The sequence below is a fragment of the Burkholderia torrens genome (assembly GCF_984668525.1).
In genome coordinates this window covers 993,239-1,007,071 of record NZ_OZ480211.1, presented here as the reverse complement: position 1 = coordinate 1,007,071, position 13,833 = coordinate 993,239, and the positions used below count along the sequence as shown (strand labels likewise).

The window sequence follows — 13,833 nt, the reverse complement described above, 5'->3', positions numbered from 1 at the left end:
CGGGCCGCCAAGTGTAAATGACGGTTACATAACAGGGACGGGGCAAGGCCAACGCGGCAGATGCACTCCACGGCGGCCCTTTCGCCCCGCTCCGACCCGTCGTGGGGCGCCGCCGGTCCGCCGCCGCGATCCGGCACCACGCCCCGCCGCGCATCTGCGGCAACGCGCCGCCGCGCGCCCTGCCCGCCCCACGTGCGCGTCCGTTGCGCCGCGCGACACTATCGCCGCGATTGAAACTCTCGTTCGGCAACGCAGCAACGGGGCCTTTATAATGCGCGTCTGATACCCATCTATGACGGCATCCCGGTCACCCCGGATCGTACGGCGAGCCCTACCCCGCCCGCCGCGGCCGCCTTTTACGGATTCGCACATGTCCACGCCCAAACACGCCAAAGTCCTGATTCTCGGTTCCGGCCCCGCCGGCTACACGGCTGCCGTCTACGCGGCACGCGCCAACCTGTCCCCGGTGCTGATCACCGGCATCGCGCAGGGCGGCCAGCTGATGACCACGACCGACGTCGAAAATTGGCCGGCCGACGCGAAAGGCGTGCAGGGTCCGGAGCTGATGGCGCGCTTCCTCGAGCACGCCGAGCGCTTCAACACCGAAATCGTCTTCGACCACATCCACACCGCGAAGCTGCACGAGCAGCCGATCCGCCTGATCGGCGACTCGGGCGAATACACGTGCGACTCGCTGATCATCGCGACCGGCGCGTCCGCGCAGTATCTCGGCCTGCCGTCCGAAGAACTGTTCATGGGCAAGGGCGTGTCGGCCTGCGCGACCTGCGACGGCTTCTTCTATCGCGGCCAGGAAGTCGCCGTGATCGGCGGCGGCAACACGGCCGTCGAGGAAGCGCTCTACCTGACGGGCATCGCGAAGAAGGTCACGGTCATCCACCGCCGCGACAAGTTCCGCGCGGAGCCGATCCTGATCGACCGCCTGCTGGAGAAGCAAAAGGAAGGCGTCGTCGACATCAAGTGGGATCACGTGCTCGACGAAGTGACGGGCGAGGAGTCGGGCGTCACGGGCCTGCGCATCAAGAACGTGAAGACCGGCGCGACGGAAGATCTCGCCGTGCAGGGCGTGTTCGTCGCGATCGGCCACAAGCCGAACACCGACCTGTTCCAGGGCCAGCTCGAGATGAAGGACGGCTACATCCTGACGAAGAGCGGCCTGCACGGCAACGCGACGTCGACGAGCGTCGCGGGCGTATTCGCCGCGGGCGACGTGCAGGACAACGTGTATCGCCAGGCGATCACGAGCGCCGGCACGGGCTGCATGGCCGCGCTCGACGCGCAGCGCTACCTCGAAAGCCTGCACGACAAGAAGTAAGCCGCGAGCCTTGCCGCGCCGGGCGCTACAATGGCGTCCGCTGCCGCGATGCAGGCTCGACCGGAAAGCCGCTGCCGCCGCGCAGCGGCTTTTTTTTGCCCGCGCGCCCGGACGCGCCTGCCCCGTTACCGAATCATGGCGAAGAACCAGCCCCATCCGAGCGATCCCGCGAAGCGGAAGATCGCCGCCCGCCCCGTGAACCCCGCGCCGGCCGCCCCGCCGCCCGCGCCCGATCCGGCCGCCTTGCGCGGCCAGGGCCTCGCGGGCCTCGGCGCATTGCGCAAGTCGCTGCAGGGCGAAGCCGATCGTCGCGAACGCGAGCGCGTCGAAACCGCGAAGGCCGAGCGCAAGGCGGAAGCCGACGCAAACCTGTTCCGCAACGAAATCGGCTCGATCCGCCCGCTGAACGCGCCGCCGCGCGCGTCGTCGGGCCGCACGCCGCCCGACCCGGTGCCGAAACAGACGCAGCGCGACGAGGAAGCCGTGCTGAACGCGACGCTGTCCGACGAATTCGATCCCGAGACGCTGCTCGACAGCGACGACTCGCTGTACTACCACCGCCCCGGCATCAGCCGCGACGTCGTGCGCAAGCTGCGCAGCGGCGCGTGGATCGTGCAGGCGCAGATCGACCTGCACGGGATGCGGCGCGACGAGGCACGCGATGCGCTCGCCGAATTCATCCGCGAAGCCGGCAAGAAGGGGCTGCGCTGCCTGCGCGTGATCCACGGCAAGGGGCTCGGCTCGATCGGCAAGGAACCCGTGCTGAAAGGCAAGGTGCGCGCGTGGCTCGTGCAGAAGGAAGAAGTGATCGCGTTCTGCGAGGCACGCGGCAACGACGGCGGCGCCGGCGCGGTGCTCGTGCTGCTGCAGCCGCATGCGGCGCCGGCCGAGCGGGGTCCGCGTGCCGCATCCTAGGCTGACGCTCGCGATCGCGGTACTGGAGGCGATCGCCACGCTGGCCTTCGCGATTTCGGGCTTCATCGAAGCGCGCAAGAACCGCCTCGACTCGGTCGGCACGTTCGTCGTCGCGCTCGCGACCGCGTTCGGCGGCGGCACGCTGCGCGACATCCTGCTCGAGCGCCGGCCGTTCTACTGGGTCGTGCACGACGACTACGTGATCGCGATCTTCGTGCTCGCGCTGTTCGCGCCGTTCGTGCTGCGGATGCTGTCGCGGCTGTCGGCCGAACGGCTGCTGCTGATCGCCGACGCGATCGGGCTCGGCATCTTCAGCATCTCGGGCACGTCGATCGCGCTCGACGCCGAGATGCCGCGCTTCATCGCGGTGATGATGGGCGTGATCACCGGCGTGGTCGGCGGGATCGTCCGCGACGTGCTGTGCAACGACATCCCGCTGATCCTGCGCGACTCGCGGCCGTACGCGACCTGTGCGTTCGTCGGCTGCTGGTTCTACCTGCTGCTCGTGTGGCTGCAGTTCGACTCGGTGTACAGCGTGCTGCTCGCGACCGGCTTCATCCTCGTCGCGCGGCTCGCGACGTTCAAGTTCGACGTGCGGTTGCCGCATTGAATCCGCGCATCGTTTGAGTCACGAGGGCCGTCGAAACGGGCTCTCGTCGCCGCACGCCGATGATCGCAAAACACGCGATCTGTCAGACACAATTATTTACATTTGCCTTTCACACCCCGCAGTGCCGTGTTACGTTTCGCCCAACAAACGCGAACGAGTGGACTGGGGTGACTATTTTTTACGCGGTAGTTGAAGACGATCCGCTGGACAGCGGCGGCTACGTACTCGATGGCGGTAAGTGCGGAACGATCGTAGGTGACGACGGCAAACGCCGGAAAATCACGTTCGTCGGACAACGCGCGTGGTGCAGCACATGCGAGAGCGTCGGGACAATTGAAGCGGCCCCCGGCGCGCCGAGCAAAAAGCGACTGCGCGACTTCACTTCCGCTGGACGAGTTCAAGCCCTGAGCAACGATTGGGTCCGATGTCGCTGTGAGCCCCCTCCTCGCATCATTTCCCGTTACGGCCGTCAATGGAAAATAGAAGCTTCGAATTGCGCCCCCCGGATGCAATCCGAACTCGTCACAACCGATACGGTCACGGCAGCGCCCCAGCTCGCCTATAACGATTGCTTCGTTCTTCGGGACGCCGAGGGTGCCCCTCTGAGCGACGCCGCCTATGCATTGCAGCGAGACACCGGGGCGTTTGAATACGGGCGAACGGACGCGCATGGACAAACGCACCTGCTCGCGTCCACCTCACGTGCCGAAAACATCACAATCTATCTCGCGGAATAGCCATGCCCGAACGCGTCCACGTTTCTCCTGAAGGCAATCGATACAAGCGGATCGCGGCACACAAGACCACGCCGACAAACGATCCGTCGCCGAAGCCCGTCACCGTCCGATTCAAGACATTCTGGAAAACGGTCCGCACATGGACCGACGCCGACGTCGCCGAATACCAGCGCGCAGTTCCACAACTGGCAAAACAACTGCAGACGGAAACGTACTGGGACCGCAACGGCAGCACGCGCACGAATCGATTTACATGCGAGGATTTCGCGTTACGGTTGCTTGTCCAGTTCGCCGCCCTGCGGGGATTGCCGCTCAAGTTGACCACCGGTGTACGCAGCTATCGAAACGTGGAGGTCTACGGCGAATCGGAACACCAGCGATACGATTCAACGATGTACGGTTTCGCCGAGATGGTGTCGTTGACTTTCGGCGCACCGGACACACAACGCACCGATTCGAATACCGTACGACTTTCGACGGCCGAGTCACTCCTCCCAGGAGACATGCTCGTACAGGCCAATGATCGCGCAGGCATCGGGCATCATGTTCAGTTGGTCACGAACACCTCGCCCTCGTCCGTTTCGATCATGCAGGGAAACTCGAGCGGTGTGATCGTGCGTCCGTTTACGACGATCATGAGGATACTCGGCCGCAATCGTGCAGATCCGCAAAGCGCCAGTTATGCAGGTATGGGCGTCGAAAACGGGTACTACGCACCCGGCGAGGAGGGGTGGGACTACAGAAACGAGACGACAGGCGCCGAAGTGAAGGACTTTCTAAAGCAATTCCAGCTGTATCGCTGGAATTTCGCCGCATTCAATCAGTAACGTCGAGGCAAGGATGCGCGTGTTCTTTTCGGTAATCGCGGATAGCGACCTGTTCGGCGCACTCGCGATCGTTTGTCTGGTCGTCGCAGTGGCCGGCCTGTTCTCCGCCGTCCGCCACTCGATATTTTATTTTCCGGCCGTCTTCGCGTGCCTTTTGTTCATGCCGCTCATGCACGCGATCGGTTCGTACTTCTTGTCACTGCCGAGTCCGTGATCGCCTCCGGCGGCTATCACGACGCGCGCAGGCCATGGCAGATGCTCGGACAAATCCGCCGTGTCCATGAATCGCGGCAATCGACGGCATCCGGATCGAACAATGATCCGGACGCGCCATCTATGCCTCGATCCCACTTACCTCACGCGATCCGCTCTTCCGTCGCCGGATCGAACAGCACGGCCTTCGACACGTCGAACAGCAGCGACAGCGTCTGCTCCGGCTGCGGGTTCGCGGCCGGGTGCACGCGGCTCACGATGCGCTTGCCGTTCACCTGCGCGAACACGTGCGTGTCCGGCCCGGTCGGCTCGGTCACGTCTACGCGCACGTCGAGCGGCTGCAGGTGCGACGCGTCGCCGTTGTGCGCGTGGCGCACGTCGGTGATGCGCTCCGGGCGCAGGCCGAGGATCACCTCGCGGCCGACGTGCGCCTTCAGCTTGCCCGCATCGAACGGCAGGTTCAGCGCGCCGCGCGCGACGCCCGTGTCGATCTCCAGCGCAACGCCGCTGCCCTGCTCCACGAGCCGGCCGTTGATGAAGTTCATCGGCGGCGCGCCGATGAAGCCTGCGACGAACAGGTTCGACGGCGAATCGTAGATGTCCTGCGGCGCGCCGAACTGCTGGACCACGCCGTCCTTCATCACCGCGATCCGGTCGCCGAGCGTCATCGCCTCGATCTGGTCGTGCGTCACGTAGACGATCGTCGTGCCGAGGCGCTGGTGCAGCAGCTTGATTTCGGCGCGCATCTCGATACGCAGCTTCGCGTCGAGGTTCGACAGCGGCTCGTCGAACAGGAACAGCGACGGATCGCGCGCGAGCGCCCGGCCCATCGCGACACGCTGGCGCTGGCCGCCGGACAGCTGGCCCGGCTTGCGATCGAGCAGGTGCTGGATCTGCAGCATCTGCGACACGCGGTCGACGATCTGCTGCTGCTCGCTCTTCGGCACCTTGCGGATGTTCAGGCCGAACGAGATGTTCTCGCGCACCGTCATCGACGGGTACAGCGCGTACGACTGGAACACCATCGCGATGTCGCGATCCTTCGGCGACAGGTCGTTGACGACCTTGCCGTCGATGCAGATCTCGCCGCTCGTGACGGTCTCGAGCCCGGCGATCATGTTGAGCAGCGTCGACTTCCCGCAGCCCGATCCGCCGACCAGGATCAGGAACTGTCCGTCCTCGATCTCGATGTCGACACCCTTCAGGACCGGCACCCCGTTCGGGTAGGTCTTGTACACGTCACGGATGGAAAGGCTTGCCATGCTGTGAATCCTCTGTCTCGTCTCGCGCGGCGCACTCGGGCGCCGCGTCGGGTTCGTTTCGATGCGCCGCGCGTCGTGCGCGGCCGGTTCGTCGTATCGGATAAAGCCGCGCCTACCCCTTCACCGCGCCCGCCGTCAGCCCGCGCACGAAGTAGCGGCCGGCGACGATGTAGACGAGCAGCGTCGGCAGCGCGGCGATGATCGCGCCGGCCATGTCGACGTTGTATTCCTTCACGCCCGTCGACGTGTTGACGAGGTTGTTCAGCGCCACCGTGATCGGCATCGAATCGACGCCGGAGAACACGATCCCGAACAGGAAGTCGTTCCAGATCTGCGTGAATTGCCAGATCAGGCACACCATGAAGATCGGCAGCGACACCGGCAGCAGGATCTTCGTGAAGATCGTGAAGAAGCCTGCGCCGTCGATACGCGCGGCCTTCACGAGCTCGGCCGGCACGCTTACGTAGAAGTTGCGGAAGAACATCGTCGTGAACGCGATCCCGTACACGACGTGCACGAACACGAGGCCCGGAATCGTGTTGGCGAGGCCGAGCATCCCCTGCAGGCGCGCCATCGGCAGCAGAATCACCTGGAACGGGATGAAGCAGCCGACCAGCATCATCGTGAACAGCGCGTCCGCGCCGCGAAAGCGCCAGTGCGTGAGCACGTAGCCGTTGAACGCGCCGATCAGCGACGAGATCAGCACGGCCGGGATCACCATCTGCAGCGAGTTCAGGAAGAACGGCTTCATCCCGTCGCAACGCACGCCGGTGCACGCCCCGCTCCATGCCTTCACCCATGGATCGACCGTCCACGTGGTGGGCGGCGTCAGCAGGTTGCCGGTGCGCAGCTGGTCGAGATCCTTGAACGACGTCGACAGCATCACGTAGATCGGGAACAGGAAATACAGCGCGAACAGGATCAGTGCCGCATAGATCACTGCCCGGCTGATCGTCATCTTAGGCTGCATTGCGGGTGCTCCTCGATTCCATATACATCAGCGGCACCAGCACCGCGACCACGGTCGCGAGCATCATCACCGAGGACGCCGCGCCGAGCCCGAGCTGGCCGCGGTTGAACGAAAACGTGTACATGAACATGGCCGGCAGCGACGACGACGTGCCCGGCCCGCCTGCCGTCAGCGCGACGACGAGGTCGAAGGTCTTGATCGTGATGTGGCACAGGATCAGCAGCACCGAGAAGAACACCGGGCGCATGCTCGGGATCACGATCTTGCGGTAGATGGTCGGCAGCGTCGCGCCGTCGACCTGCGCGGCCTTGAAGATCTCCGCGTCGACGCCGCGCAGCCCTGCGAGGAACAGCGCCATCACGAAGCCGGTCGATTGCCACACGGCCGCGATCACCACGCAGAAGATCGCCTTGTCCGGATCGTCGAGCCAGCCGAACGAGAAGCTCGTCCAGCCCCAGTCGTGCATCACTTTCTCGAGGCCGAGGCCCGGGTTCAGGATCCACTGCCACGCGGTGCCCGTGACGATGAACGACAGCGCCATCGGGTACAGGAAGATCGCGCGCAGCGCGCCTTCGTTGCGGATCCGCTGGTCGAGCAGGATCGCGAGGAACAGCCCGAGGCCGACGCAGATCGCGATGAACGGAATTCCGAACCAGCCGAGGTTCGCGGCGGAGGTCCACCACACGTCGTTCTGGAACAGGTCCGTGTAACGGCCGAAGCCGTCGAATTCGTAGTTGGGCAACAGCCGCGAGCGGGTCAGCGACAGATAGCCGGTAATCAGGATGAAGCCGTAGATGAACACCACGGCGATCGCGACGCTCGGCGCGAGCACGAGCTTCGGGATCCAGCGGTCGGCGAAGGCCGACATCGGCGACGTACGCCGTGCGGCGGCAGCGCCGGATCCGTTTCCGCTAAGAGGGGCAGCCACTTGATTCGACTCCTGGAACGAGGGCGACGCAGGCCGGGCCGGCGCCGGGTACGGCACGGGCCCGCGGGCGAGCCCGTTTGCTGCACATGCAAAAACGCCCGGCCGATGAAGCGTTTCCGGCCGGGCGCCTGGCGCGCGTTACTTGACCTTCGCGGCCTTCGCGAGCGCGGCGACCGCGCTCTTCGAATCCTGCTGCGAGTTCATGAACTTCGTCACGACGTCCGTGATCGCACCGGCGGTCGCGTCGCCTTGCGCCATCCCGTGCGCGAGCGACGGCACGAAGCCGCCCGACTTGATCGCGGTCTGCTCGTCGGCATACGACTTCTTCGCGCAGTCGTCGAACTTGTCCATCTTCACGCCGAGACGCACCGGCACCGAGCCCTTCAGCAGGCTGAACTGCTCCTGGAAGTCCGGCGTCATGATCGTCTTCGCGAGCGCGAGCTGGCCCGGCGTCGCGTTCTTCTCGCCCTTCTGCTGGAAGAACACGAACGAATCGACGTTGAACGTGTACGAATTCGCGGTGCCCGGCACCGGTGCGCAGATGTAGTCCTTGCCCGCCTTCTTGCCGGCGTTCTCGAACTCGCCCTTCGCCCAGTCACCCATGAACTGCATGCCGGCCTTGCCGTTGATGACCATCGCGGTCGCGAGGTTCCAGTCGCGGCCATTACGGCCCGTGTCGAAATAGCCCTGGATCTTGCGCACCGTGTCGAACACGGACAGCATCTGCGGCGACGTCAGCGTCGCCTGGTCGAGGTCGACCAGCGCCTTCTTGTAGAACGCCGGGCCCTGCGACAGCACGACGTCTTCCCACAGCGTCAGGTCCTGCCACGGCTGGCCGCCCATCGCGACCGGCTGGATGCCCGCGGCCTTCAGCTTGTCGGCCACCGCGAAGAATTCGGGCCAGGTGGTCGGCACCTTCGCGCCGACCTTGTCGAGCGCGGCCTTGTTGATGTACAGCCAGTTCACGCGGTGCACCGAGAACGGCGCGGCGACGGTATGGCCCTTGTACTTGATGATCTTGTCGATTTCCGGCGGCAGGTTCTGCTTCCAGTCGCCGGCAGCGGAATCGATGTTGACGAGCACGCCCTGGTCGGCCCAGTCCTGGATCAGCGGGCCCTTGATCTGCGCAGCCGACGGAGAATCGCCGCTGATCACCTTGGTCTTCAGTGCGGTCATCGCCGCGGCGCCGGCGCCGCCCGCGACCGCGAAGTCCTTCCACACGTAGCCCTGCTTCTGCACGTCGTCCTTCAGCACGCCGACGGCCTTCGACTCGCCGCCCGAGGTCCACCAGTGCAGCACGGTTACATTCTCGGCTGCCTGCGCCGCCACGGCGCCAGCCATCAGACCCGCGGCGCAGAGCGCGCCCATGATCGAGCGAACTTTCATTACTTATCTCCTCCAGACTGAATCAACTCGTGAGGTTCCCTGACCGGGAACCGGCTTCTTGATGACGACGGGGAAATCGAGCCGCGGGACGCATGCAGCGTACGGGGCCGATGACCGGCCGGGCTCTTACAGAAAGCGTGAATCGAGATTCAACGGCGTGTCTCCTCTTTGTGTTTCTGGCCCGCCGCGATGATGCGACGCGAGCCCGGGGCCGACGGCGCGCGGACGATGCGCGCCGCCAATGTCCGATAACATTCGGCACAAGGCGTTCCCGAAGGCGAAGCTCGCGCAGCTCATCGACCGCACATCTTTTTTTCTTCACCCAGGTGCTACCCCTTGCGGCGGATTGTAGTTAAACTACAATTCAGTGTCAAAAATATTTTTATCGCACTACGGATCGCTTCCGAGCACCCCCAACACGGCGGAGACACATGCATACCGATTCCAGTTTTACCTTCGTACTTTTCGGCGGCACCGGCGATCTGTCGATGCGCAAGATCCTGCCCGCACTGTTCGAAGCGCACCGCGCGAACATGCTGGCGGCGGGCGGCCGGATCGTCGCCGTGGCGCGACATGAATCGGATCGGGCGGCCTATCTCGAATGGGTCGACACGCACGTGAAGCCGCATGCGGCGAAGGCCGCCGGCAAGGCCTTCGACGAAGCGGCGTGGACCTCCTTCCTCGATCGCATCGAGTACGTGAAGCTCGACCTCGGCCGTGCGGAAGACTACGTCGTGCTGCGCGACGCGATCGCATCGCTGCCGGGCATCCGCGTGTTCTACCTGGCGACGGGCCCGTCGCTGTTCGTGCCGATCTGCAACGCGCTCGCGTCGGTTGGCCTGAACGAAGGCGCGCGCATCGTGCTCGAGAAGCCGCTCGGCTACGACCTGAAATCGTCGAACGCGATCAACGACGCGGTCGGCGAGATCTTCACGGAAGGCCAGATCTACCGGATCGACCATTACCTCGGCAAGGAGCCGGTGCAGAACCTGCTCGCGCTGCGCTTCGGCAATGCGCTGTTCGAGCCTCTGTGGCGCCGCGAATGGGTCGAAAGCATCCAGATCACGATCGCCGAGGAACTCGGCGTCGAGGCGCGCGGCGATTTCTACGACAATACGGGCGCGCTGCGCGACATGGTGCAGAACCACCTGCTGCAGCTGCTGTCGATCGTCGCGATGGAGCCGCCGCATTCGATGGATTCCGACTCGGTGCGCGACGAGAAGCTGCGCGTGCTGCGCGCGCTGAAACCCGTCGATCCGCGCGACATCGGCAAGGTGGCCGTGCGCGGCCAGTATCATGCGGGCGTGATCAAGGGCGCGCAGGTGCCGGCGTACGCGACCGAGCCGGGCGTGAAGCCCGACAGCCAGACCGAAACCTTCGTCGCGCTGAAGGTCGAGATCGAAAACTGGCGCTGGGCCGGCGTGCCGTTCTTCCTGCGCACCGGCAAGCGTCTCGCCGACCGCGTCGCGGAGATCGTCGTGAACTTCCGCCCGGTGCCGCACTCGGCGCTGGGCCCGACCGCGCTGCGCCCCGGCTCGAACCGCCTCGTGATCCGGCTGCAGCCGAACGAGACGATCCGCCTGTACTGCCTCGCGAAGCAGCCCGGCGAAGGGATGAACCTCGCGAGCGTGCACCTCGACCTCGCGTTCGACCAGTTCTTCAAGGAAGGGCAGATGGAGGCGTACCAGCGCCTGCTGCTCGACGTGATCAACGGCCGGCTCGCGCTCTTCGTGCGTCGTGACGAACAGGAGGCCGCATGGCGCTGGGTCGAGCCTATCCTGAACGAATGGGCGCGCACGCTGAAGCCGCCGAAGCCGTACGCGGCAGGCACGTGGGGGCCGGCCGCGGCGAGCGCGATGCTCGCGCAGCACGACACCTGCTGGCTCGAAGAAGAAAACTGATGCAAGCCGTTGCCGCGCACACCACCAAACGCGGCGACGTGCCCCACGATTCGTACGATTTGAACAGACAAAGCAGTCCGGAGGAGATGTGATCGAGATCCACGCTTTCGACACCCAGGAAGCGCAAAGCGAGGCGCTCGCGCGCGCCGTCGGCGAGGCGCTGCGCGCTGCGCTCGCCGGCCCCGCGCGCCCGACGCTCGCGGTGTCCGGCGGCACGAGCCCGCGCCCGTTCCTGCACACGCTGTCGCACGCGGCGCTCGACTGGGCCGGCGTCGACGTGACGCTGGTCGACGACCGCTGGGTGCCGGACGACGACGCGGCCAGCAACGCGCAACTCGTGCGCGACACGCTGCTGCAGCACGCGGCGGCCCCTGCCCGCTTCCTGCCGCTCGTCGACACGCGCAGCACGCTCGACGCGCACGTCGCCGCGCTGAACGCGAACGCCGACTACCGCGTGCCGACCGTCGCCGTGCTCGGCATGGGCGAGGACGGCCACACCGCGTCGATCTTCGCCGACGCGCCCGAATGGGACCACGCGATCACGACGCCCGAACGGTTCGTCGCCGTGCATCCCGGCGCAGCACCCCATGCACGCGTGAGCTATTCGCTCGATGCGCTGAAGCACGTCGACCGGCTGTTCCTGCTGATCGCCGGCGCCCGCAAGCGCGAAGTGCTCGACGCCGCGGCCGCGTCGCTGCAGAAGAACGCGATTTCCCAACTGGCCAACGACAAGGGGACCCAGCTCGATGTCTACTGGTGCGCAAAGTAAGGCGGTCGTCGCGGGTCAGCATGCCGACGGCCCGCGCCTGCTCGCGGACGTCGGCGGCACCAACGCGCGCTTCGCGCTGGAAACCGGCCCGGGCGAGATCACGCAGATCCGCGTCTATCCCGGCGCCGACTATCCGACGATCACCGACGCGATCCGCAAGTACCTGAAGGACGTGAAGATCAGCCGCGTGAACCACGCGGCGATCGCGATCGCGAACCCGGTCGACGGCGACCAGGTCACGATGACCAACCACGACTGGAGCTTCTCGATCGAGGCGACGCGCCGCGCGCTCGGCTTCGACACGCTGCTCGTCGTCAACGATTTCACCGCGCTCGCGATGGCGCTGCCGGGCCTGACCGACGCGCAACGCGTGCAGGTCGGCGGCGGCGCGCGCCGCCAGAACAGCGTGATCGGGCTGCTCGGGCCCGGCACGGGGCTCGGCGTGTCGGGGCTGATTCCGGCCGACGACCGCTGGATCGCGCTCGGCAGCGAGGGCGGCCACGCGTCGTTCGCGCCGCAGGACGAGCGCGAGGACCTGGTGCTGCAGTACGCGCGCAAGAAGTTTCCGCACGTGTCGTTCGAACGCGTGTGCGCGGGCCCCGGCATGGAGATCATCTATCGCGCGCTCGCCGCGCGCGACAAGAAGCGCGTCGCCGCGACCGTCGACACGGTCGAGATCGTCGAGCGCGCGCATGCAGGCGACGCACTCGCGCTCGAGACGGTCGAATGCTTCTGCGGGATTCTCGGTGCGTTCGCGGGCAGCGTCGCGCTGACGCTCGGCGCGCTCGGCGGCGTGTACATCGGCGGCGGCGTCGCACTGAAGCTCGGCGAACTGTTCACGCGCTCGTCGTTCCGCGCGCGCTTCGAGGCGAAGGGCCGCTTCACGCATTACCTCGAGAACATCCCGACCTACCTGATCACCGCCGAATACCCGGCGTTCCTCGGCGTGTCGGCGATCCTCGCCGAGCAATTGTCGAACCGCTCGGGCGGTGCGTCGTCGGCCGTGTTCGAGCGGATCCGCCAGATGCGCGACGCGCTGACGCCGGCCGAGCGCCGCGTGGCCGATCTCGCGCTGAACCATCCGCGCTCGATCATCAACGATCCGATCGTCGACATCGCGCGCAAGGCCGACGTGAGCCAGCCGACCGTGATCCGGTTCTGCCGCTCGCTCGGCTGCCAGGGGCTGTCGGATTTCAAGCTGAAGCTCGCGACCGGCCTCACCGGCACGATTCCGATGAGCCACAGCCAGGTGCATCTCGGCGACACGGCCACCGACTTCGGCGCGAAGGTGCTCGACAACACGGTGTCCGCGATCCTGCAGTTGCGCGAGCACCTGAATTTCGAGCACGTCGAGAACGCGATCGAGATCCTGAACGGCGCGCGGCGCATCGAGTTCTACGGGCTCGGCAATTCGAACATCGTCGCGCAGGACGCGCACTACAAGTTCTTCCGCTTCGGCATTCCGACGATCGCGTACGGCGACCTGTACATGCAGGCCGCATCGGCCGCGCTGCTCGGCAAGGGTGACGTGATCGTCGCGGTGTCGAAGTCGGGGCGCGCGCCCGAGTTGCTGCGCGTGCTCGACGTCGCGATGCAGGCCGGCGCGAAGGTGATCGCGATCACGTCGAGCAACACGCCGCTCGCGAAGCGCGCGACCGTCGCGCTCGAAACCGACCACATCGAGATGCGCGAGTCGCAGCTGTCGATGATCTCGCGGGTCCTGCATCTGCTGATGATCGACATCCTCGCGGTCGGCGTCGCGATCCGTCGCGCGTCGACGAACGGCGAACTGCCCGAAGCCGTCGCGCAGGCGAAGGCGCGCGCGAGCGACGACGAAACGGCCGACGTGCTCGACTGGCTGAGCCACGGCGCGTCGCCGGCGGCGAAGGACGTCGCGCGGGACTAGCGCACGGCGCGGCGTCAGCCGCTTCACGCGTCCCAACGAAAAACGCCACCGGCGCATCGCGCGCGGTGGCGTTTTT

The 13,833-nt window shown here is 65.8% G+C and carries 13 protein-coding genes; 9 read left to right on the top strand and 4 right to left on the bottom strand.

Going from position 1 to position 13,833, the window contains the following annotated elements:
* The first annotated feature begins 370 nt into the window (after positions 1 to 370).
* From trxB to AC5LXX_RS04605, 6 genes are all read left to right on the top strand, one after another.
* The gene (trxB, locus tag AC5LXX_RS04630; RefSeq protein WP_493410637.1) at positions 371 to 1,333 is read left to right on the top strand and encodes a thioredoxin-disulfide reductase; all 963 of its coding nucleotides are present in this window, start codon (positions 371 to 373) and stop codon (positions 1,331 to 1,333) included.
* A 135-nt stretch (positions 1,334 to 1,468) separates the two neighbouring features.
* The gene (locus AC5LXX_RS04625; protein ID WP_124449008.1) at positions 1,469 to 2,248 is read left to right on the top strand and encodes a Smr/MutS family protein; all 780 of its coding nucleotides are present in this window, start codon (positions 1,469 to 1,471) and stop codon (positions 2,246 to 2,248) included.
* The gene (locus AC5LXX_RS04620; RefSeq protein ID WP_493410636.1) at positions 2,208 to 2,858 is read left to right on the top strand and encodes a trimeric intracellular cation channel family protein; all 651 of its coding nucleotides are present in this window, start codon (positions 2,208 to 2,210) and stop codon (positions 2,856 to 2,858) included. Before AC5LXX_RS04625 ends, AC5LXX_RS04620 begins: the two co-directional genes overlap by 41 nt.
* A 167-nt stretch (positions 2,859 to 3,025) precedes the next feature.
* Complete coding sequence (locus tag AC5LXX_RS04615) at positions 3,026 to 3,595, top strand: PAAR domain-containing protein (protein WP_493410635.1); 570 nt, start codon at positions 3,026 to 3,028, stop codon at positions 3,593 to 3,595.
* Between the two features lie 2 nt (positions 3,596 to 3,597).
* Positions 3,598 to 4,422: a hypothetical protein gene (locus AC5LXX_RS04610; protein ID WP_493410634.1), complete on the top strand. Its 825-nt coding sequence runs from the start codon at positions 3,598 to 3,600 to the stop codon at positions 4,420 to 4,422.
* Between the two features lie 13 nt (positions 4,423 to 4,435).
* Positions 4,436 to 4,636, top strand: coding sequence for a hypothetical protein (locus AC5LXX_RS04605; protein WP_493410633.1), 201 nt, complete (start codon positions 4,436 to 4,438; stop codon positions 4,634 to 4,636).
* 142 nt (positions 4,637 to 4,778) lie between these two features.
* Here the strand turns inward: AC5LXX_RS04605 and AC5LXX_RS04600 are convergent, their stop codons facing one another.
* From AC5LXX_RS04600 to AC5LXX_RS04585, 4 genes are all read right to left on the bottom strand, one after another.
* The gene (locus tag AC5LXX_RS04600) at positions 4,779 to 5,897 is read right to left on the bottom strand and encodes an ABC transporter ATP-binding protein (protein ID WP_124449011.1); all 1,119 of its coding nucleotides are present in this window, start codon (positions 5,895 to 5,897) and stop codon (positions 4,779 to 4,781) included.
* Positions 5,898 to 6,009: 112 nt separating this feature from the next.
* Positions 6,010 to 6,867, bottom strand: coding sequence for a carbohydrate ABC transporter permease (locus tag AC5LXX_RS04595; RefSeq protein WP_011544828.1), 858 nt, complete (start codon positions 6,865 to 6,867; stop codon positions 6,010 to 6,012).
* Positions 6,857 to 7,795 carry a carbohydrate ABC transporter permease gene (locus AC5LXX_RS04590; protein ID WP_042977917.1) on the bottom strand — a complete coding sequence of 313 codons (939 nt, stop codon included), beginning with the start codon at positions 7,793 to 7,795 and terminating at the stop codon, positions 6,857 to 6,859. Before AC5LXX_RS04590 ends, AC5LXX_RS04595 begins: the two co-directional genes overlap by 11 nt.
* A 138-nt stretch (positions 7,796 to 7,933) precedes the next feature.
* Positions 7,934 to 9,181: an ABC transporter substrate-binding protein gene (locus tag AC5LXX_RS04585; RefSeq protein WP_493410632.1), complete on the bottom strand. Its 1,248-nt coding sequence runs from the start codon at positions 9,179 to 9,181 to the stop codon at positions 7,934 to 7,936.
* A gap of 431 nt (positions 9,182 to 9,612) precedes the next feature.
* Here AC5LXX_RS04585 and zwf point away from each other — a divergent pair, with 431 nt between their 5' ends.
* The 3 genes from zwf (at position 9,613) to AC5LXX_RS04570 (ending at position 13,757) form a co-directional block, all read left to right on the top strand.
* A complete protein-coding gene (gene zwf / locus AC5LXX_RS04580) occupies positions 9,613 to 11,082 on the top strand; it encodes a glucose-6-phosphate dehydrogenase (RefSeq protein ID WP_493402534.1) in 1,470 nt (489 codons plus the stop codon).
* Between the two features lie 88 nt (positions 11,083 to 11,170).
* On the top strand, positions 11,171 to 11,851 hold the full coding sequence (gene pgl, locus AC5LXX_RS04575; RefSeq protein WP_493410631.1) for a 6-phosphogluconolactonase: 681 nt from the start codon (positions 11,171 to 11,173) through the stop codon (positions 11,849 to 11,851).
* On the top strand, positions 11,829 to 13,757 hold the full coding sequence (locus AC5LXX_RS04570; RefSeq protein WP_124449019.1) for a bifunctional transcriptional regulator/glucokinase: 1,929 nt from the start codon (positions 11,829 to 11,831) through the stop codon (positions 13,755 to 13,757). The genes pgl and AC5LXX_RS04570 overlap by 23 nt, the downstream gene beginning before the upstream one ends.
* Positions 13,758 to 13,833 lie beyond the last annotated feature (76 nt).

What these genes read in the sequence shown, in the direction of transcription:
- AC5LXX_RS04610 (WP_493410634.1), top strand. Translation starts at nt 3,598, where the DNA reads ATGCCCGAACGCGTCCACGTTTCTCCTGAAGGCAATCGATACAAGCGG.
- trxB (WP_493410637.1), top strand. Translation starts at nt 371, where the DNA reads ATGTCCACGCCCAAACACGCCAAAGTCCTGATTCTCGGTTCCGGCCCC.
- AC5LXX_RS04625 (WP_124449008.1), top strand. Translation starts at nt 1,469, where the DNA reads ATGGCGAAGAACCAGCCCCATCCGAGCGATCCCGCGAAGCGGAAGATC.
- AC5LXX_RS04595 (WP_011544828.1), bottom strand. Translation starts at nt 6,867, where the DNA reads ATGCAGCCTAAGATGACGATCAGCCGGGCAGTGATCTATGCGGCACTG.
- AC5LXX_RS04585 (WP_493410632.1), bottom strand. Translation starts at nt 9,181, where the DNA reads ATGAAAGTTCGCTCGATCATGGGCGCGCTCTGCGCCGCGGGTCTGATG.
- zwf (WP_493402534.1), top strand. Translation starts at nt 9,613, where the DNA reads ATGCATACCGATTCCAGTTTTACCTTCGTACTTTTCGGCGGCACCGGC.
- AC5LXX_RS04605 (WP_493410633.1), top strand. Translation starts at nt 4,436, where the DNA reads ATGCGCGTGTTCTTTTCGGTAATCGCGGATAGCGACCTGTTCGGCGCA.
- AC5LXX_RS04570 (WP_124449019.1), top strand. Translation starts at nt 11,829, where the DNA reads ATGTCTACTGGTGCGCAAAGTAAGGCGGTCGTCGCGGGTCAGCATGCC.
- AC5LXX_RS04620 (WP_493410636.1), top strand. Translation starts at nt 2,208, where the DNA reads ATGCGGCGCCGGCCGAGCGGGGTCCGCGTGCCGCATCCTAGGCTGACG.
- AC5LXX_RS04600 (WP_124449011.1), bottom strand. Translation starts at nt 5,897, where the DNA reads ATGGCAAGCCTTTCCATCCGTGACGTGTACAAGACCTACCCGAACGGG.